Source organism: Cypionkella psychrotolerans (assembly GCF_001294535.1).
GTDB classification, from domain to species: Bacteria; Pseudomonadota; Alphaproteobacteria; order Rhodobacterales; family Rhodobacteraceae; genus Cypionkella; species Cypionkella psychrotolerans.
This window is the reverse complement of record NZ_LGIC01000086.1, coordinates 34500-47710: the sequence shown is the minus strand read 5'-3', so window position 1 is coordinate 47710 and position 13211 is coordinate 34500. Positions and strand designations below refer to the sequence as shown.

Here is a 13211-nt window from a genome sequence, read left to right as displayed (position 1 = left end):
CACCGCCCTCTTGCACGATTTGCCCCCGCGCCGTAAATCCCAAAGATGATCCGCGATATCCTGATCCATCCCGATCCGCGTCTGAAGAAGCCCTGCGAGCCAATCGCAGCGGTGAGTGCCGAGATTTCTGCGCTTGCGTCGGACATGTTTGAAACCATGTATGAGGCGCCGGGAATTGGTTTGGCCGCACCGCAAATTGGCGTGATGAAGCGTCTGATTGTGATGGATTGCATCAAAGATGGCCCGCCCGAGCCGATGGCGCTGCTCAATCCGCAGGTTTTATGGTCGTCGGAAGACCTTGGCAGTTACGAGGAAGGCTGTCTGTCGATCCCCGATCAATATGCCGAGGTGAAGCGACCGAGTTCGGTGAAAGTCGGCTGGATGGACCTTGATGGCGTCCCGCAGGAACGGTTGTTTACCGGCCTATGGGCAACCTGTGTGCAGCACGAAATTGATCACCTGAATGGCAAACTGTTCATTGACTATCTTGGTCCGCTGAAGCGACAGATGATCACCCGTAAGATGGAAAAGTTGAAAAGAGAACGCGCGCGGTCAGGTTCGGAGTACTGATGGCGGTGCTGCCAATCATTTGCTGGCCAGATGCACGGTTAACGACTGTTTGTTCAGAAATTAACGGCGATGTATCGGCTTTGGCTGCTGATATGTTGGAAACCATGTATGCCGCACCCGGTCGTGGGCTGGCGGCACCGCAAGTCGGAGTATTACTGCGGCTTTTCGTGATGGATAGCACATGGAAAGACGGCACCTACGCCCCGCGTGTTCTCATTAATCCGGAACGGCTCTGGACCTCGCCGGAAACTACAATTGGGCCCGAAGGTTGTCTGTCTTTGCCGGGCATCACCAGCCAAATTTCACGACCAACTTCGGTGCGGATGCGCTGGCTTGACCTTGCCGATGTCGTTTGTGAAGAAACGTTCATAGGCTTTGCGGCGATCTGTGCTCAGCATGAGCTGGACCATCTGAACGGTGTTTTAACGCTGGATCACCTCGATCCAGCCGCCCGCGCCTTAGCTGAAAGTGCCCTGACATGACGGCTCGAGCCTGCCTACCATACCCGCATCCCTGCCTGCGCACACCAGCCCATCCCGTCGCCGAGATCACCGATGAGATCCGCGCGATCTGGGCCGATATGGTGGATACGATGGATACGATGCCCGGTTACGGGCTGGCTGCGGTGCAGATTGGCATGCCGCACAGCTTGGCCGTGGTTGATTGTTCCGAGCAGCGTGGCCAGGCCATTCTGATGGCAAACCCGCAAATTTTACACGCCTCAGGACAATTCCGTGAGCATGAAGAAGCCTCGCCAAATCTGCCCGGTGTATCGGCTGTTGTGCGCCGCCCGCGCGCCGTGACGGTGCGGTTTCTCAACGCGGAAAATCAGCTGGAAGTTCGTGATTTCGTCAACCTTTGGGCGACTTCGGTGCAGCATCAGATCGACCATTTGGCGGGCAAAATGTTCTTTGACCACCTCTCCGTAGTGAAGCGCAAAATGCTGATCGCGCGGGCCGAAAAGCTGCGGAAACGCTCATGAAAATCATCTTCATGGGCACACCAGAGTTCTCCGTGCCGATCCTAAAGGCACTATACCTACACCATCAAATCATTGCGGTATATTGCCAGCCACCCAGACCTGCTGGACGTGGCAAAGCCGACCGTGCGAGCCCAGTGCAGCAATGCGCCGAAGCCTTGGGGCTGCCGGTTTTCCACCCCGTATCGTTGCGCTCTGCCGAGGCGCAACAGGCCTTTGCCGCGTTAGATGCGGACCTCGCCGTCGTTGTCGCTTATGGGCTGATCCTGCCGCAAACTGTACTCGATCAGCCGCGCCTTGGTTGTCTGAATATCCATGCCTCACTGCTACCACGCTGGCGCGGGGCCGCCCCTATTCACCGCGCAATTATGGCAGGTGACACCGAGACCGGGGTTTGCATCATGCAGATGGAGGCTGGTCTTGACACAGGCCCTGTTCTCGCGCGCGAAGCAACCGCAATCGGTACAGAGGAGACGACCGCAGATCTGCATGATCGCCTGTCAATGATCGGAGCCAAGCTGATTGAAGCCGCGATTGATCAGCTGCCCCTGCAGGGCATCCCGCAATCCGAACAGGGAGTCACATACGCGACCAAGATCGACAAGGCCGAAGCACGGGTTGATTGGTCTAAGCCCGCCGCAATGGTTGATCGCCAAATCCGCGGTCTGTCGCCGTTCCCCGGCGCTTGGTGTGAGATCAATGGCGAGCGGATCAAGCTGCTGCGCTCACGCCTCACCACAGGTTCGGGCGGAGCTGGGCAGGTGCTGGACCGGCTGCGGATCGCTTGCGGTGATGGAGCCGTCGAAATCACTCTGGCGCAGCGCGAGGGCAAACGACCGATGTCGGCAGCTGACATCCTGAATGGGCTAAAAATGCCCGAAACGCTCACCTGATCCTGACAGAAACTGGCGGGAGCCTTGGTTTATGCTGGCGAGACAGGGGAGCTTGCTATGGATCATGAACAAAAATTCTGGATCGTCACAGTCTCGGCGGATCATGCTGAAAATGGTATGAACTGGGGGATCGTTCAGGCCTGTCATGGTAAATCGGCACCTCTGCGACGGATGGCGACCGCTGATGGCGTGGTGATCTATTCCCCCAGAACCAAATTTCATGGCGGCGAAAGCCTGATGGCATTCACAGCGATCGGCCGGGTGACGGGTGATATGCCCTATCCCTATGAGATGCCGGGCGGCTTTGTGGCGTGGCGACGCGGTGTGCAGTGGCAACCTGCCGCAAAGATCCAGCCCATTCGTCCGCTGCTCGGTCATCTGGAACTGACGCGCAACCAGCCGAGTTGGGGCATGGTGTTTCGCTATGGTCTGGTCGCGTGCAGCCGCGCGGATTTTGTGCAGATCGCCCGTGCGATGGTTCCGGCAGAACAAGCCATTCCATTTTCGCCAATCGTCCCCATATAGACGGTATGGGCGAAGGAGGCGGGTATGGGTTTGGTGTTCTTGCTGATCATCGGAACGGCTGCTGGTTTTTTGGCAACCCGGATGATGCGTATTGATGCGGATGTGCCGACGACGGTGGTGATTGGCATCGCAGGCGCATTGATTGGTGGATTTTTGTTGCGCAGTCTGGTGGTGATCACCGGCTGGTTGGCAGGGTTTGTTGGGGCGATCCTTGTCGCTATCGTGCTGATATGGCTTTATAAAACCTATATCGTGAAATAGTTAGCCAAGTCGCTTGATCGCCTCGCCCAACCGAAAGCCCTTGCCGCCGCCTGCATCCCACAACATCCGACCCTGCCACGCCGCAAAGATCAGCGCCGCCGTTTCTTTCGCCTTGGCGCTGACGTCCAGACGCGCTGCAATCGCCTGCTCAACCTTATAGCGCCACGCTTTTGCACGCCCGATCAGGTCCGGATCGCGCAAGCTCAGCGTCAGCAACGCGCCCGGATCAATCGGACCGACAAGTGATTTCAGCAGGCCCGGCAGACCTTTGTTTAAGGCTGCGGCATCCAGAGTTGCGGCTTCAACCAAGCCATCTAACTCCTGCCAAGCTTGAGCAATCGCGCTTAAGATCATCTCATTGCAACTGCCAAAACGTTGCACCAAAGTGGTTGGCGCAAGCCCGGTCGCCGCAGAAACTGTCGAAAACGTCACCGCCTTTTCGCCATTTTGCAGCAACAGGGTCAGTACCTGCTGGAAAACATCTCGGTCCGATATCAGCTTTGTGCGTGCCATAATCTCAATATGACTCAGACATCATGAATTGCAAGTGAAACGCGAATGGCTATTCATCATCGTTCGGGTCTTCCCCCGCTTTGTCGATCCGCTTCACCCCAGCTTGTCGCTTCAACATCTTCCGGCTTGTCGCGGTCAATCCGGTTTCCTTCAGGACCTTCAACTGGCGATAATGCACCGTGAAAATCTCACGATCCTCAGGAAGGGCGTCACCTCGTAGCTTTCCGCCAAGGATAAAGTGTTGTTCTTCTGGTAGAATATTCCATTTCAACCCCGATTGCTGGATCGCGAGCGGCATCGAGATTTGGTCAAGATAGGGCCGCTTTCCCGGCACATCGGGATGCGCGTCGATGGTCTGCGCGATGTCCATCCAGACCTGCGGAAAACTGCGGCCATCTGGACTGCGATGTTGTTCGGGGAAGCTGAACAAACCAGAACTAAAATACGGTATGCGCTGACGCTCCCCGGATTGTCGCATCAATTTGATACGCTCCTCTGGAATTGCCATGCCGCAAACCGAATAGATCAGGTTCCAATCGTCGGTTTTCCCCCAGTTCATCGAAGCTGCGGGCGTCAGAGAAACCGATCCCGCTAGGGTGATATTCTCAACCCGGTTCGGGCGCAGGCAAAGAATATCGCTGTCGAAGAACGCCGAAAACTCGGTATCGCGCGGTTCCATCGTAGCGAGGATTTTGTTGCCATGCGGATAGGCCGGGGAAAATCGCCCCTCGACCACGAAGGGGCGCACCTCGCAACCCATCCGGCGCAGCACTTCTTTGACATTCGGCGAGACTTGATCAAGCTTAACATCAGGGCAATAGCCGACCAGCGCGATCTGATCGCCAAACTGTTCGCGCAGTGACGCCGCAAGATAACATGCCATCACCTCATAGTCGGGTGGCTCAACGATGAAAAATACGGTCAGTTTCGGGGTCATATACCTGCTCTGCGGGTGAGAATGCGACGGTTTTGGCAGATTAAGCCGCATCACATCGCAAAGTCACGCGTTTGAGCTGAGTTTTGCTGCAAATTCCTCGGGTTTCGTTGCTAAGATGGAAACAATTGTCTGCTAAGACACAGTTCTACGCAGTTTTCTGCATTGGCCTTGCTGGCAGATTCCGGCTTGACCTATGGTGATCTGCAATCGGAGAGGAGCGGCGGGCCAGAGGCTTCGCCGCGTAGCGGCAGGGCAGGGCGTGACGTCGAAACAAGCTAAACAGCCAGAAGGCATTATGCCGCTCGCCGGGCGTCCGAAGGGGGCTGGTGCGCGCTGGGGCAGTGTTGAATTTCCGCTGAAACGCCATGACAGCCCGCATGGTCAAGTGACCGCAGTTTCGATGATGAAGGACGAGGGCGCTTATGTGATCGAATGGGTTGCGCATCATCTGGCGGTCGGGTTTTCTGATCTGGTGGTCTATACGAACGATTGTTCAGATGGCACCGACGACATGCTGATCCGGCTGGAGGAATTGGGGCTCTGCCACCATCGCCGTAACGTGATTCCCGAAGGCATCCGCCCGCAACCCTCGGCGCTGAACTATGCGCAGGACGAACCCGTTGTGCAGCAATCCGACTGGGTGATGGTGTTTGACGCCGATGAGTTTCTGTCGATCAGATACGGCGATGGCACCCTCGACAGCCTGCTGGCGGCCACCAAAGCTCAGGGGGCCAATGGTATCGTGGTGACCTGGCGAATATTCGGCTCTGGAGGGGTGGTGGATTGGTCGCGCGCCCCGGTGACGGAACAATATCTATGGGCAGCACCGCAGGAATGGAACAAGGGCTGGGGGGTGAAGACGCTGTTCACTTTCAGCGCCGATAAGTGGAAACTGGGCATCCACCGCCCGAAAATGAAGACGAAATGGCATGAAACCGCGTTTCCGGACGAGGTGAAATGGCTGAACGGCTCGGGCCGCGAGATGGAGGATTACTTCAAATTTCGCGGCTGGCGTTCGATCACCCGGACTGTCGGTTATGACTGGGTCCAGCTCAATCATTACGCGGTGAAATCGGTGGACAGCTATGCCATTCGCAAGATGCGCGGCAATGTGAACAATAAGGCGGATAAGTACAATTCCGACTATTGGTCGCTGCAAGATCGCAATGAAGTGCGCGATGACACGATGCTGCGCTACACCGAACAGCGCAATGATATCATCACGCAACTGCTGCAAGATCCGGTGCTGAACCGGTTGCACCACGCGGCGATTGCCCGGGCCGAAGGGCGTTTGGCCGAGCTGCGCCAGACCGAGGCCTATCACCAACTGGTTGTCGATCTGGCCAAAGCCTCTGACGTGCCGATCAGCCAGATCGTCGCGAAACCGCCGCAGGCACGCGACAAGGAAAAGATCGCAGCCCTGATGTCGGATGTGGAAAAGCGACGCGGTGCCAAGGCGAAGACCGAACGGCAGGCCGTCCCGAAAGACCCGGTTGAGGCGGTGCCGATGGGATCGTATCGGTCGGGAAGGATTGATCTTTCGCAAGGTGCGAGCGCCGAAGTTTACCCTAATCACAGCATGAAGCTGCCCTCGGATCGGCGGGTCTTCACGGATTCGGCGCTGGCTCTGATCCAGTCCGGCAAGTTTGAGCGCGGTCTTGCGCGCCGGATGCCACAGGTCTTGGCTGAGCAGGCCAAGGTGTTGGAGATTGGCTCTGCGGTGGGCTTTCTGGCCGGGCATTGCGCCAACATAAGGCCAGACCTGAGCCTCTATCTGCAAGAGGATAACGATGGCCTGCGGCAGATGCTGGGTGTGGTTTGCGCGCTGAGTAACCGCACTTTCAGCAATCGCTTTGTCTTGATGGAACAAGGCCTTGGTTCTGATCCGGTGGTAGGCGCACTGGCGCTGATCACGGCGTTGCGCCCGGATGCTTTGTTGCTTTCAGACTCGCAACTCGGCACAGAAGTGCTGCAAAAATTGCTGCCGATGTTGCCGGTTCCGGCCCCGACGCAAATCTTTCTCTACGGGCGGCTGTTGGAGCAACATCACGCGCGTTTGCTGGAAGTAGAGGCCGTGCTGGCGGCACTTGGCTATGTGCCGGACTACGGATTTGATGCCAATATCGCGCGCGGTTTCCGGCTCGGCGCACCAGTCGATCCAGACGACCCAAGTTAACCAACGCCCGCCGCTGGACAGAGGCGCGACCCTGCGGCATTGTTCCATAAAACGAAACAAACGAGGCAGTACCCATGTCCACCCACGTTCGCAGACCCGTCGCCTCGCTTTGGATTGGCGAAAAGCTGCATTATCTGAACCAGCTTTGCCTGCTCAGCCATGTCGCACAAGGCCATCCGACCACGCTTTATTGCACCGATAAGGTGACGAATGTGCCCGATGGCATCATCGTCAAGCCTGCGACAGATATCATGGCGATTGACATGGATATTGTGCGGCAGACCTCGGAAAGTTTTTTGTCGAACGTGTTTCGCTACAAGATGATCGAGAAAACCGACGCGGTCTGGATTGATTGCGATGCGTTTTGCCACAAGCCATTCCCGGATGAGATGCAGAATATTTATGCAGGGCATGGCTTTAGGGGGGCTTTGAACTGTGGCGTTGTCTATATTCCACCGCAAGGCAAACTGATCAAGCAGTTGCTGGATTACTACGAAAACCTGCCCGCCGCCCCGGCGTGGTTCAACAAACAGCAGCGCAAGCGGATCGAAAAGCAAGACAGCAGCCTGCCGCAAGCCGTGCGGATTTATAATGTCGAGCGCACCGCTTTTGGCCCGCAGGCCTTCACCTATTTCGCGCAACAGACCGGCGATTTTGAAAAGGCGTTGACGTCGGATTACCTTTACCCGGTGCCGTTCCAGTTGAACGACGTGTTCTACGACCCCTACGGTCGGGTTGAGGGGCATTTCACCGACAACACGCTGTCGGTGCATCTCTATACCAATGGCACCAAGCCCTATTGGCGGAAAAATCCGCCGATGCCGAACTCTTATGCGGCGCGGATGTGTGCGCAGATTGGCGTCGATGCATCCAAGGCGCTGGAGGAATGAGCGAGGCGGATGAAGCGCTAGAGCCGCAGGTCAAGAAGGGCAAAAAAGACAAAGCGGTCAAGCCCTTACCTTCAACCCCCGATGAGATTGAGGCGCTGATCCGCCGTCAAAAACGTAACCAGCGCAAGGCTTGGGCGGAAGGCTATATGACCGCGATCACCGCGATGTTGCGGCCCGGCGATCTGGTGATGGATTGCGGTGCGAATATGGGGGTGGTGACGGCAGTGCTGGCGGCGACAGGGGCGGATGTTCTGGCCTATGAGCCTGATCCCTATGCGTTTTCTGTTCTTGAACAAAAATTCGGAAACACCCCGAACGTCACTTTGATCAATGCCGCTGTTGGGGTGGGGGCGGGCACCATTCGCCTGATGCGGGCGGATAATTTCGGCGACAATCCCGATGGTGCTTCGGTAAAAAGCACGATTCTGGACGGTGGGCGGCGGATTGATACGGAAAACGCGGTGGAGGTGACTTTGCTCGACTTCCCGACGCTGGTGCGAGAGCATGTAGCGGCGCGTGGCGAGATTGCTTTCATCAAGATGGATATTGAGGGCGCAGAACTCGACATCCTCGAAACGCTGGATCGTGAAGATTTGTTCACAAACATCCGCGCGCTGGTGGCGGAAACCCATGAGCGCAAGTTCAAGGACCTGCGCGACCGCTACAAAGCCCTGCGCGAGGTAGTGGCTGCGAAGTATCCGGCGGGGAAAGTCAATCTCGACTGGATTTAGCCGCAAGAAAAGCACCTTCAAAGTTCGGTAGATGTTAAAATGATTTCAAGGTATTAGGCTGGGATGCAGACGGCTTGGCAAAACTTCGTTGCGCGTCAAGAAGTGCTGGTGGCCCTGCGGTTTTCTTATTTCGGCACTTCGGGCTGGAAAAGCGATTTTTCAAAAGATAAGGCGCTGCTGTTTGATCAGGATAGGCTGATCATGCGGCTGGGCCTGTTGCAAAGTCTGCCCCTGCCCGCGCTTGCGGCGCAGACGGATCAGAATTTTCACCTGATGATACTGTCGAGTTACGCCATGCCGCGTTGGGCGCAGCGCAGTCTGGCCGAGATTTGCGCCGAAACTCTGCCCGCTGGCCAGTATACCATCACCCCGCGCCGATTTGGTGTCGCCCACAAGCATCTCGCGCAGTTTATCGCGGCGCGTTATCCGGCAGGTTCGGATCAGCCGACTGCGGTGCTGCAAACCGTTCTGGATGATGATGACGGATTTTCCACCGATCTGATCGCCACAGCGCGGCGTGGGATGGCAGAATTGCCGCCGCTCATTGATCCCGACGATCTGCGTTTCGTCTCGTTCAGTCGAGGCTATGGCCTTGATCTGTCATCGAAACGTGCGGAGACCTATGCGCTTTACCATCATCGCTATCCGTTCATCAATTTGGGCCTGACGATGGCGGGGGATCGTAAGGGCCGCAATATCTTTGCAATCCGCCACCGCAAGACACCGCTGGACTATCCGCATCGCCTGATCGGCGGTCAGCCGATGTTTGTGCGCTCGGTGCATGAGGCGAATGATTCCCGCGTTGAGGTCAGCGCGAAATGGCGCGCAGTGCCCGATTGGCGGCAGGATGCCGATGTGCGCGCCCGGTTTCCCTATCTGCCGGCGCTATAGTTTCACTGGCTTGAACGGTGCCATCCCAGCCCGCGCCAATTCATCCGCGCGCTCATTCTCGGCATGTCCGGCATGGCCTTTGATCCAGCGCCAGACCACTTTGTGCTTGGCTTGCGCCGCGTCAAGCCGTTGCCACAGATCGACATTTTTCACCGGATCTTTGCCGGAGGTTTTCCAGCCGTTACGCTTCCAGCCGTGAATCCATTCGGTCACGCCGTTCTTCACATAGGCAGAATCGGTCACAATCGTCAGCTCGGACACCCGCGTCAAAGCCTCTAGGGCCGAGATCGCAGCCAGCAATTCCATCCGGTTGTTGGTGGTATGCGCCTCGCCGCCCGACAGCGTGCGTTCCTTGATCACAGCGCCGCCTTCACGCGCCAGCATCAAAACACCCCAGCCGCCGGGGCCGGGGTTGCCCGAACAGGCCCCATCGGTATAGGCAAACAAATCCGGCATGTCAGACACTTTCCCGCAAGATGCGCGGCACTTTGAATTCGATGTTTTCTTGTGCGGTTTCAATCAGTTCAACGGTGGTGTCAAACCGTAAACGGAAGGCATCGATCACCTCGTTTACCAAGACTTCCGGCGCAGATGCCCCCGCTGTGACGCCCACCGAAGTCACACCTTCCAACGCCCGCCAGTCAATCTCAGACGCCCGCTGCACGAGTTGCGCATAGCCACAGCCTGCCGAGCGCCCCACCTCCACCAACCTGCGCGAGTTCGACGAATTCGGCGCGCCAATCACCAAAAGCGCGTCAATTTTGCCCGCAATCGCCTTCACCGCCGCTTGCCGATTGGTGGTGGCGTAACAGATGTCTTCCTTATGCGGCCCGACGATTGCCGGGAACCGTGCCTGCAAGGCCGCGACAATCCCCGCCGTGTCATCGACCGACAAAGTGGTCTGGGTGATATAGGCCAACCGCGCCGGATCGCGCACCATCAGCCCCGCCACATCCCCGGCGGTTTCCACCAGCAGAACCTCGCCGTCCGGGAGTTGTCCCATCGTGCCAATGGTTTCCGGGTGGCCTTGATGGCCAATCATCACCATTTGCAGGCCCGCCTCGGAATGACGCTGCGCCTCGTTATGCACTTTCGTCACCAGAGGGCAGGTGGCATCCACCGCGATCATCTGACGGGCTTCTGCTGCCGCTGGCACCGATTTTGGCACACCATGCGCCGAGAAGATCACCGGGCGGTCGACCGGGCAGTCATCCAGTTCCTCGACAAACACCGCGCCCTGCGCCCGCAGCGCATCGACGACGAATTTGTTATGCACAATTTCATGCCGCACATAGACTGGCGCGCCCCATTTTTGCAGCGCGAGTTCGACAATCTTGATGGCGCGGTCAACACCAGCGCAAAAGCCGCGCGGGGCGGCGAGGTAGAGGGTTAACGGCGGCAGGGTCATCGGGCTACTCATGTTTGGGCTAGACCTAAGCTGCCACGCGGGCCTCGTCTAGTCTTGCGCCTCAAAGTAATACGGCCCCGCCGCAAGATCGCGCAGATGTTGCGCCATCCGCGCCGCTTCCGCCCGGTCGGCGAAGGCCCGGACCGGAACCACAATCGCGGAGTCAAAGTTCAGCACGAACAGATGCGTCGGGGTTTCCAACACCTGCCCGATCAACTCGGGCGACAGATACCAGCACTCAAGCGTCAAAAGATCGGTGCCCGCGACGCAATCTATCCATTCCTCAAACTCTGCCTGCATTGGCGCGGGCACCATCCGCCGTGCCCGCCTGTGCTGCCACAGGTTTATCCCCAGCAAAACCAGCGCCCATTGCAGTGCCATCACAGCGAGAAATACCGTCCAAGATCGCCAAGACGCCTCAACGCCTTTGATTCCTTCCGGCAGCAGGCCAAACACCGCCCCACCCGCGATAAACCACGCCCCCAACGCCCATTTCGCCCGGCCCGACCATTCCCGCTTTAACCGCAGATAGGCCAAAGCATCCGCTGCACTCAGCGTGTAGGTCCACCGCTCCAACAGCCCGCCATCGAAATCCCGGCTTGGCCGCATAGCGAAAGCCGAGGCAGTTTCCCGCCCCGGCTTTTCATCAACCACACCAGAAGTCTGGGGAACTTCCGTCACTTCACTTCACGTCAACCGCCACTTCGTCACGCTCAAGCCGCGGCTCGCGCGGTGGGCGGCCGATCACGTCGCGCAACTCATCCAGCTCGATGAAATTGTCGGCCTGGCGGCGCAACTCATCGGCAATCATTGGCGGTTGGCTGCGGATGGTCGAGACCACCGAAACCCGCACGCCTTGGCGCTGCAGACTTTCCACCAAGGGCCGGAAATCGCCGTCACCCGAAAAGATCACCACATGATCCACGCGCGGTGCCAGCTCCATCGCATCGACTGTCAGCTCGATGTCCATGTTGCCTTTGACTTTGCGGCGACCTTGGCTGTCGGTGTATTCCTTGGCCGGTTTGGTGACCATGGTGAAGCCATTGTAGTGCAGCCAGTCGACCAGCGGGCGGATCGGCGAGTAATCGTCATTCTCCAGCAGGGCGGTGTAATAGAACGCCCGCAGCAACTTGCCGCGCCGCATGAACTCTTGACGCAGCAGCTTGTAGTCGATGTCAAACCCAAGCGCCTTGGCGGCCGCATAAAGGTTCGATCCATCTATGAACAGCGCAAGCCGTTCGTCCTTGTAAAACATAAGTCTTCCCCTCGAAAACAAATCGCCTATCGCGCTATCGTGAGTGGTCTACCTAATGTAGATGGTCGGCGGCGAATAAGATTGAATAGCAGGGTCGCCAACCGACGAGCAAGCCAATCTGTTGTGAGGATAGCAGCAACCATGTTAACAGAAAAGCACGCTCTGGTTGCATTTGGCGCAAACCTGAATTTCGGCGAGATGTCGCCAAAGTCAACAATTCTTGCCGCTATAGCGGAACTTGACCGTGTGGGGCTGCCCGTGACGCGGCTGAGTACCCTGTATCAAACGCCATGTTTCCCCGCCGGGGCAGGGCCGGACTATGTGAACGCCGCAGCCGTCGTGACGTTGCGTCATTTCATGTCAGCGTCCGACATATTAGCTTGTTTGCATACGGTAGAAGCAAAATTCGGCCGCGAGCGCGTGCAGCGTTGGGGGATGCGCAGCCTTGATATTGATCTACTGGCCTTGGGCGAATCAGTTTTGCCGGATGCCGAAACCTATCTGAAATGGAAAAATCTTCTTCCCGACGATCAACGGAGCCTTGCGCCCGATCAGTTGATTCTGCCGCATCCGCGTCTGGCCGAGCGCGCTTTCGTTCTGGTGCCGCTTGCCGATGTGGCCGCCGACTGGCAGCATCCGGTCACCGGCCTGACCGTGGCGCAGATGCTGGCAGCCCTTCCCGCGAAAGATCGTGCCGAAGTTATCCCCCTGCCTTTAGACTGATCTGGGCATCCGCTTGATTATCCACTTGTCAAGCCGCAGCATCGCGCCTAAATAGACCGCTTCAAAGCCCCTCCCCTACTGGAGTCTTTCATGGCCCGCGTGACGGTTGAAGATTGCGTCGATAAAGTTCCGAACCGGTTCGAACTTGTCTTGCTTGCGGCCCATCGGGCCCGCGAAATCCAGGCCGGCTCTGCCGCGACTGTGGATCGTGACAACGATAAGAATCCGGTGGTGGCCCTGCGCGAAATCGCCGAGGAAACCCAGTTGGCCGATGCCCTGCGTGAGCGGATGATTGAAGGTCACCAGACCCAGATCGAAGTTGACGAGCCGGAAGAAGATCAGATGGCTCTCTTGATGTCCGGCGAAATTGATCGCCCGATGCAGGACGATATGTCAGAAGAAAAGCTGCTGCGCGCACTTATGGAAGCGCAAGGCGAGCTTTAATTACGGGAATTCCCG

General features: G+C 57.5%; 18 protein-coding genes. 12 read left to right on the top strand and 6 right to left on the bottom strand.

Annotation, left to right across the window (positions count from 1 at the left end; all coding sequences use genetic code 11):
* Positions 1-45: 45 nt before the first annotated feature.
* The 6 genes from def (AKV04_RS19910) to AKV04_RS19885 are packed head-to-tail and all read left to right on the top strand — an operon-like array spanning position 46 to position 3228.
* Positions 46-570, top strand: coding sequence for a peptide deformylase (def, locus tag AKV04_RS19910; protein ID WP_054008153.1), 525 nt, complete (start codon positions 46-48; stop codon positions 568-570).
* Positions 570-1052, top strand: a complete 483-nt coding sequence (gene def, locus AKV04_RS19905) for a peptide deformylase (RefSeq protein WP_054008152.1) — start codon at positions 570-572, stop codon at positions 1050-1052. Before def (AKV04_RS19910) ends, def (AKV04_RS19905) begins: the two co-directional genes overlap by 1 nt.
* On the top strand, positions 1049-1552 hold the full coding sequence (gene def / locus AKV04_RS19900; protein WP_054008151.1) for a peptide deformylase: 504 nt from the start codon (positions 1049-1051) through the stop codon (positions 1550-1552). Before def (AKV04_RS19905) ends, def (AKV04_RS19900) begins: the two co-directional genes overlap by 4 nt.
* Complete coding sequence (gene fmt, locus AKV04_RS19895) at positions 1549-2442, top strand: methionyl-tRNA formyltransferase (RefSeq protein ID WP_054008150.1); 894 nt, start codon at positions 1549-1551, stop codon at positions 2440-2442. The genes def (AKV04_RS19900) and fmt overlap by 4 nt, the downstream gene beginning before the upstream one ends.
* A gap of 57 nt (positions 2443-2499) precedes the next feature.
* Positions 2500-2967: an EVE domain-containing protein gene (locus AKV04_RS19890; RefSeq protein WP_082351761.1), complete on the top strand. Its 468-nt coding sequence runs from the start codon at positions 2500-2502 to the stop codon at positions 2965-2967.
* A gap of 24 nt (positions 2968-2991) precedes the next feature.
* A complete protein-coding gene (locus tag AKV04_RS19885; protein WP_054008149.1) occupies positions 2992-3228 on the top strand; it encodes a GlsB/YeaQ/YmgE family stress response membrane protein in 237 nt (78 codons plus the stop codon).
* On the opposite strand, the gene AKV04_RS19880 is transcribed toward AKV04_RS19885, so the two are convergent.
* Positions 3229-3741 (bottom strand): hypothetical protein, encoded by a 513-nt coding sequence (locus tag AKV04_RS19880; protein WP_054008148.1) that lies wholly within the window; start codon positions 3739-3741, stop codon positions 3229-3231.
* A gap of 49 nt (positions 3742-3790) precedes the next feature.
* Complete coding sequence (locus tag AKV04_RS19875; RefSeq protein WP_054008147.1) at positions 3791-4678, bottom strand: hypothetical protein; 888 nt, start codon at positions 4676-4678, stop codon at positions 3791-3793.
* A 295-nt stretch (positions 4679-4973) separates the two neighbouring features.
* Between AKV04_RS19875 and AKV04_RS19870 the strand changes: the two genes are divergently transcribed.
* From AKV04_RS19870 to AKV04_RS19855, 4 genes are all read left to right on the top strand, one after another.
* Complete coding sequence (locus AKV04_RS19870) at positions 4974-6854, top strand: glycosyltransferase family 2 protein (RefSeq protein WP_054008146.1); 1881 nt, start codon at positions 4974-4976, stop codon at positions 6852-6854.
* Between the two features lie 74 nt (positions 6855-6928).
* Positions 6929-7744, top strand: a complete 816-nt coding sequence (locus tag AKV04_RS19865) for a hypothetical protein (RefSeq protein ID WP_054008145.1) — start codon at positions 6929-6931, stop codon at positions 7742-7744.
* Complete coding sequence (locus AKV04_RS19860; protein ID WP_082351760.1) at positions 7741-8475, top strand: FkbM family methyltransferase; 735 nt, start codon at positions 7741-7743, stop codon at positions 8473-8475. Before AKV04_RS19865 ends, AKV04_RS19860 begins: the two co-directional genes overlap by 4 nt.
* Before the next feature lie 63 nt (positions 8476-8538).
* Positions 8539-9366: a glycosyltransferase gene (locus tag AKV04_RS19855; protein WP_054008144.1), complete on the top strand. Its 828-nt coding sequence runs from the start codon at positions 8539-8541 to the stop codon at positions 9364-9366.
* Here the strand turns inward: AKV04_RS19855 and rnhA are convergent.
* The 4 genes from rnhA to AKV04_RS19835 are packed head-to-tail and all read right to left on the bottom strand — an operon-like array spanning position 9361 to position 12029.
* Entirely contained in the window at positions 9361-9822 is a 462-nt protein-coding gene (gene rnhA / locus AKV04_RS19850) for a ribonuclease HI (protein WP_054008143.1), read from the bottom strand. The two genes, AKV04_RS19855 and rnhA, sit on opposite strands and share 6 nt — an antisense overlap.
* Position 9823: 1 nt before the next feature.
* Complete coding sequence (ispH, locus tag AKV04_RS19845; RefSeq protein WP_054008142.1) at positions 9824-10774, bottom strand: 4-hydroxy-3-methylbut-2-enyl diphosphate reductase; 951 nt, start codon at positions 10772-10774, stop codon at positions 9824-9826.
* 48 nt (positions 10775-10822) lie between these two features.
* Positions 10823-11455 (bottom strand): hypothetical protein, encoded by a 633-nt coding sequence (locus AKV04_RS19840; RefSeq protein WP_156317702.1) that lies wholly within the window; start codon positions 11453-11455, stop codon positions 10823-10825.
* Position 11456: 1 nt separating this feature from the next.
* Positions 11457-12029: a LabA-like NYN domain-containing protein gene (locus tag AKV04_RS19835; RefSeq protein WP_054008140.1), complete on the bottom strand. Its 573-nt coding sequence runs from the start codon at positions 12027-12029 to the stop codon at positions 11457-11459.
* Positions 12030-12110: 81 nt separating this feature from the next.
* Between AKV04_RS19835 and folK the strand changes: the two genes are divergently transcribed.
* Positions 12111-12752, top strand: coding sequence for a 2-amino-4-hydroxy-6-hydroxymethyldihydropteridine diphosphokinase (folK, locus tag AKV04_RS19830; RefSeq protein ID WP_328287161.1), 642 nt, complete (start codon positions 12111-12113; stop codon positions 12750-12752).
* Positions 12753-12842: 90 nt separating this feature from the next.
* A complete protein-coding gene (gene rpoZ, locus AKV04_RS19825; RefSeq protein ID WP_054008138.1) occupies positions 12843-13196 on the top strand; it encodes a DNA-directed RNA polymerase subunit omega in 354 nt (117 codons plus the stop codon).
* Positions 13197-13211 lie beyond the last annotated feature (15 nt).

Excerpts from the sequence above, each read along its gene's own strand:
- AKV04_RS19880 (WP_054008148.1), bottom strand. The coding sequence starts at position 3,741 with ATGGCACGCACAAAGCTGATATCGGACCGAGATGTTTTCCAGCAGGTA.
- AKV04_RS19875 (WP_054008147.1), bottom strand. The coding sequence starts at position 4,678 with ATGACCCCGAAACTGACCGTATTTTTCATCGTTGAGCCACCCGACTAT.
- rnhA (WP_054008143.1), bottom strand. The coding sequence starts at position 9,822 with ATGCCGGATTTGTTTGCCTATACCGATGGGGCCTGTTCGGGCAACCCC.
- def (WP_054008151.1), top strand. The coding sequence starts at position 1,049 with ATGACGGCTCGAGCCTGCCTACCATACCCGCATCCCTGCCTGCGCACA.
- AKV04_RS19855 (WP_054008144.1), top strand. The coding sequence starts at position 8,539 with ATGCAGACGGCTTGGCAAAACTTCGTTGCGCGTCAAGAAGTGCTGGTG.
- AKV04_RS19835 (WP_054008140.1), bottom strand. The coding sequence starts at position 12,029 with ATGTTTTACAAGGACGAACGGCTTGCGCTGTTCATAGATGGATCGAAC.
- fmt (WP_054008150.1), top strand. The coding sequence starts at position 1,549 with ATGAAAATCATCTTCATGGGCACACCAGAGTTCTCCGTGCCGATCCTA.
- AKV04_RS19865 (WP_054008145.1), top strand. The coding sequence starts at position 6,929 with ATGTCCACCCACGTTCGCAGACCCGTCGCCTCGCTTTGGATTGGCGAA.
- AKV04_RS19885 (WP_054008149.1), top strand. The coding sequence starts at position 2,992 with ATGGGTTTGGTGTTCTTGCTGATCATCGGAACGGCTGCTGGTTTTTTG.
- AKV04_RS19870 (WP_054008146.1), top strand. The coding sequence starts at position 4,974 with ATGCCGCTCGCCGGGCGTCCGAAGGGGGCTGGTGCGCGCTGGGGCAGT.
- def (WP_054008152.1), top strand. The coding sequence starts at position 570 with ATGGCGGTGCTGCCAATCATTTGCTGGCCAGATGCACGGTTAACGACT.
- def (WP_054008153.1), top strand. The coding sequence starts at position 46 with ATGATCCGCGATATCCTGATCCATCCCGATCCGCGTCTGAAGAAGCCC.
- AKV04_RS19890 (WP_082351761.1), top strand. The coding sequence starts at position 2,500 with ATGGATCATGAACAAAAATTCTGGATCGTCACAGTCTCGGCGGATCAT.
- rpoZ (WP_054008138.1), top strand. The coding sequence starts at position 12,843 with ATGGCCCGCGTGACGGTTGAAGATTGCGTCGATAAAGTTCCGAACCGG.
- ispH (WP_054008142.1), bottom strand. The coding sequence starts at position 10,774 with ATGACCCTGCCGCCGTTAACCCTCTACCTCGCCGCCCCGCGCGGCTTT.
- AKV04_RS19860 (WP_082351760.1), top strand. The coding sequence starts at position 7,741 with ATGAGCGAGGCGGATGAAGCGCTAGAGCCGCAGGTCAAGAAGGGCAAA.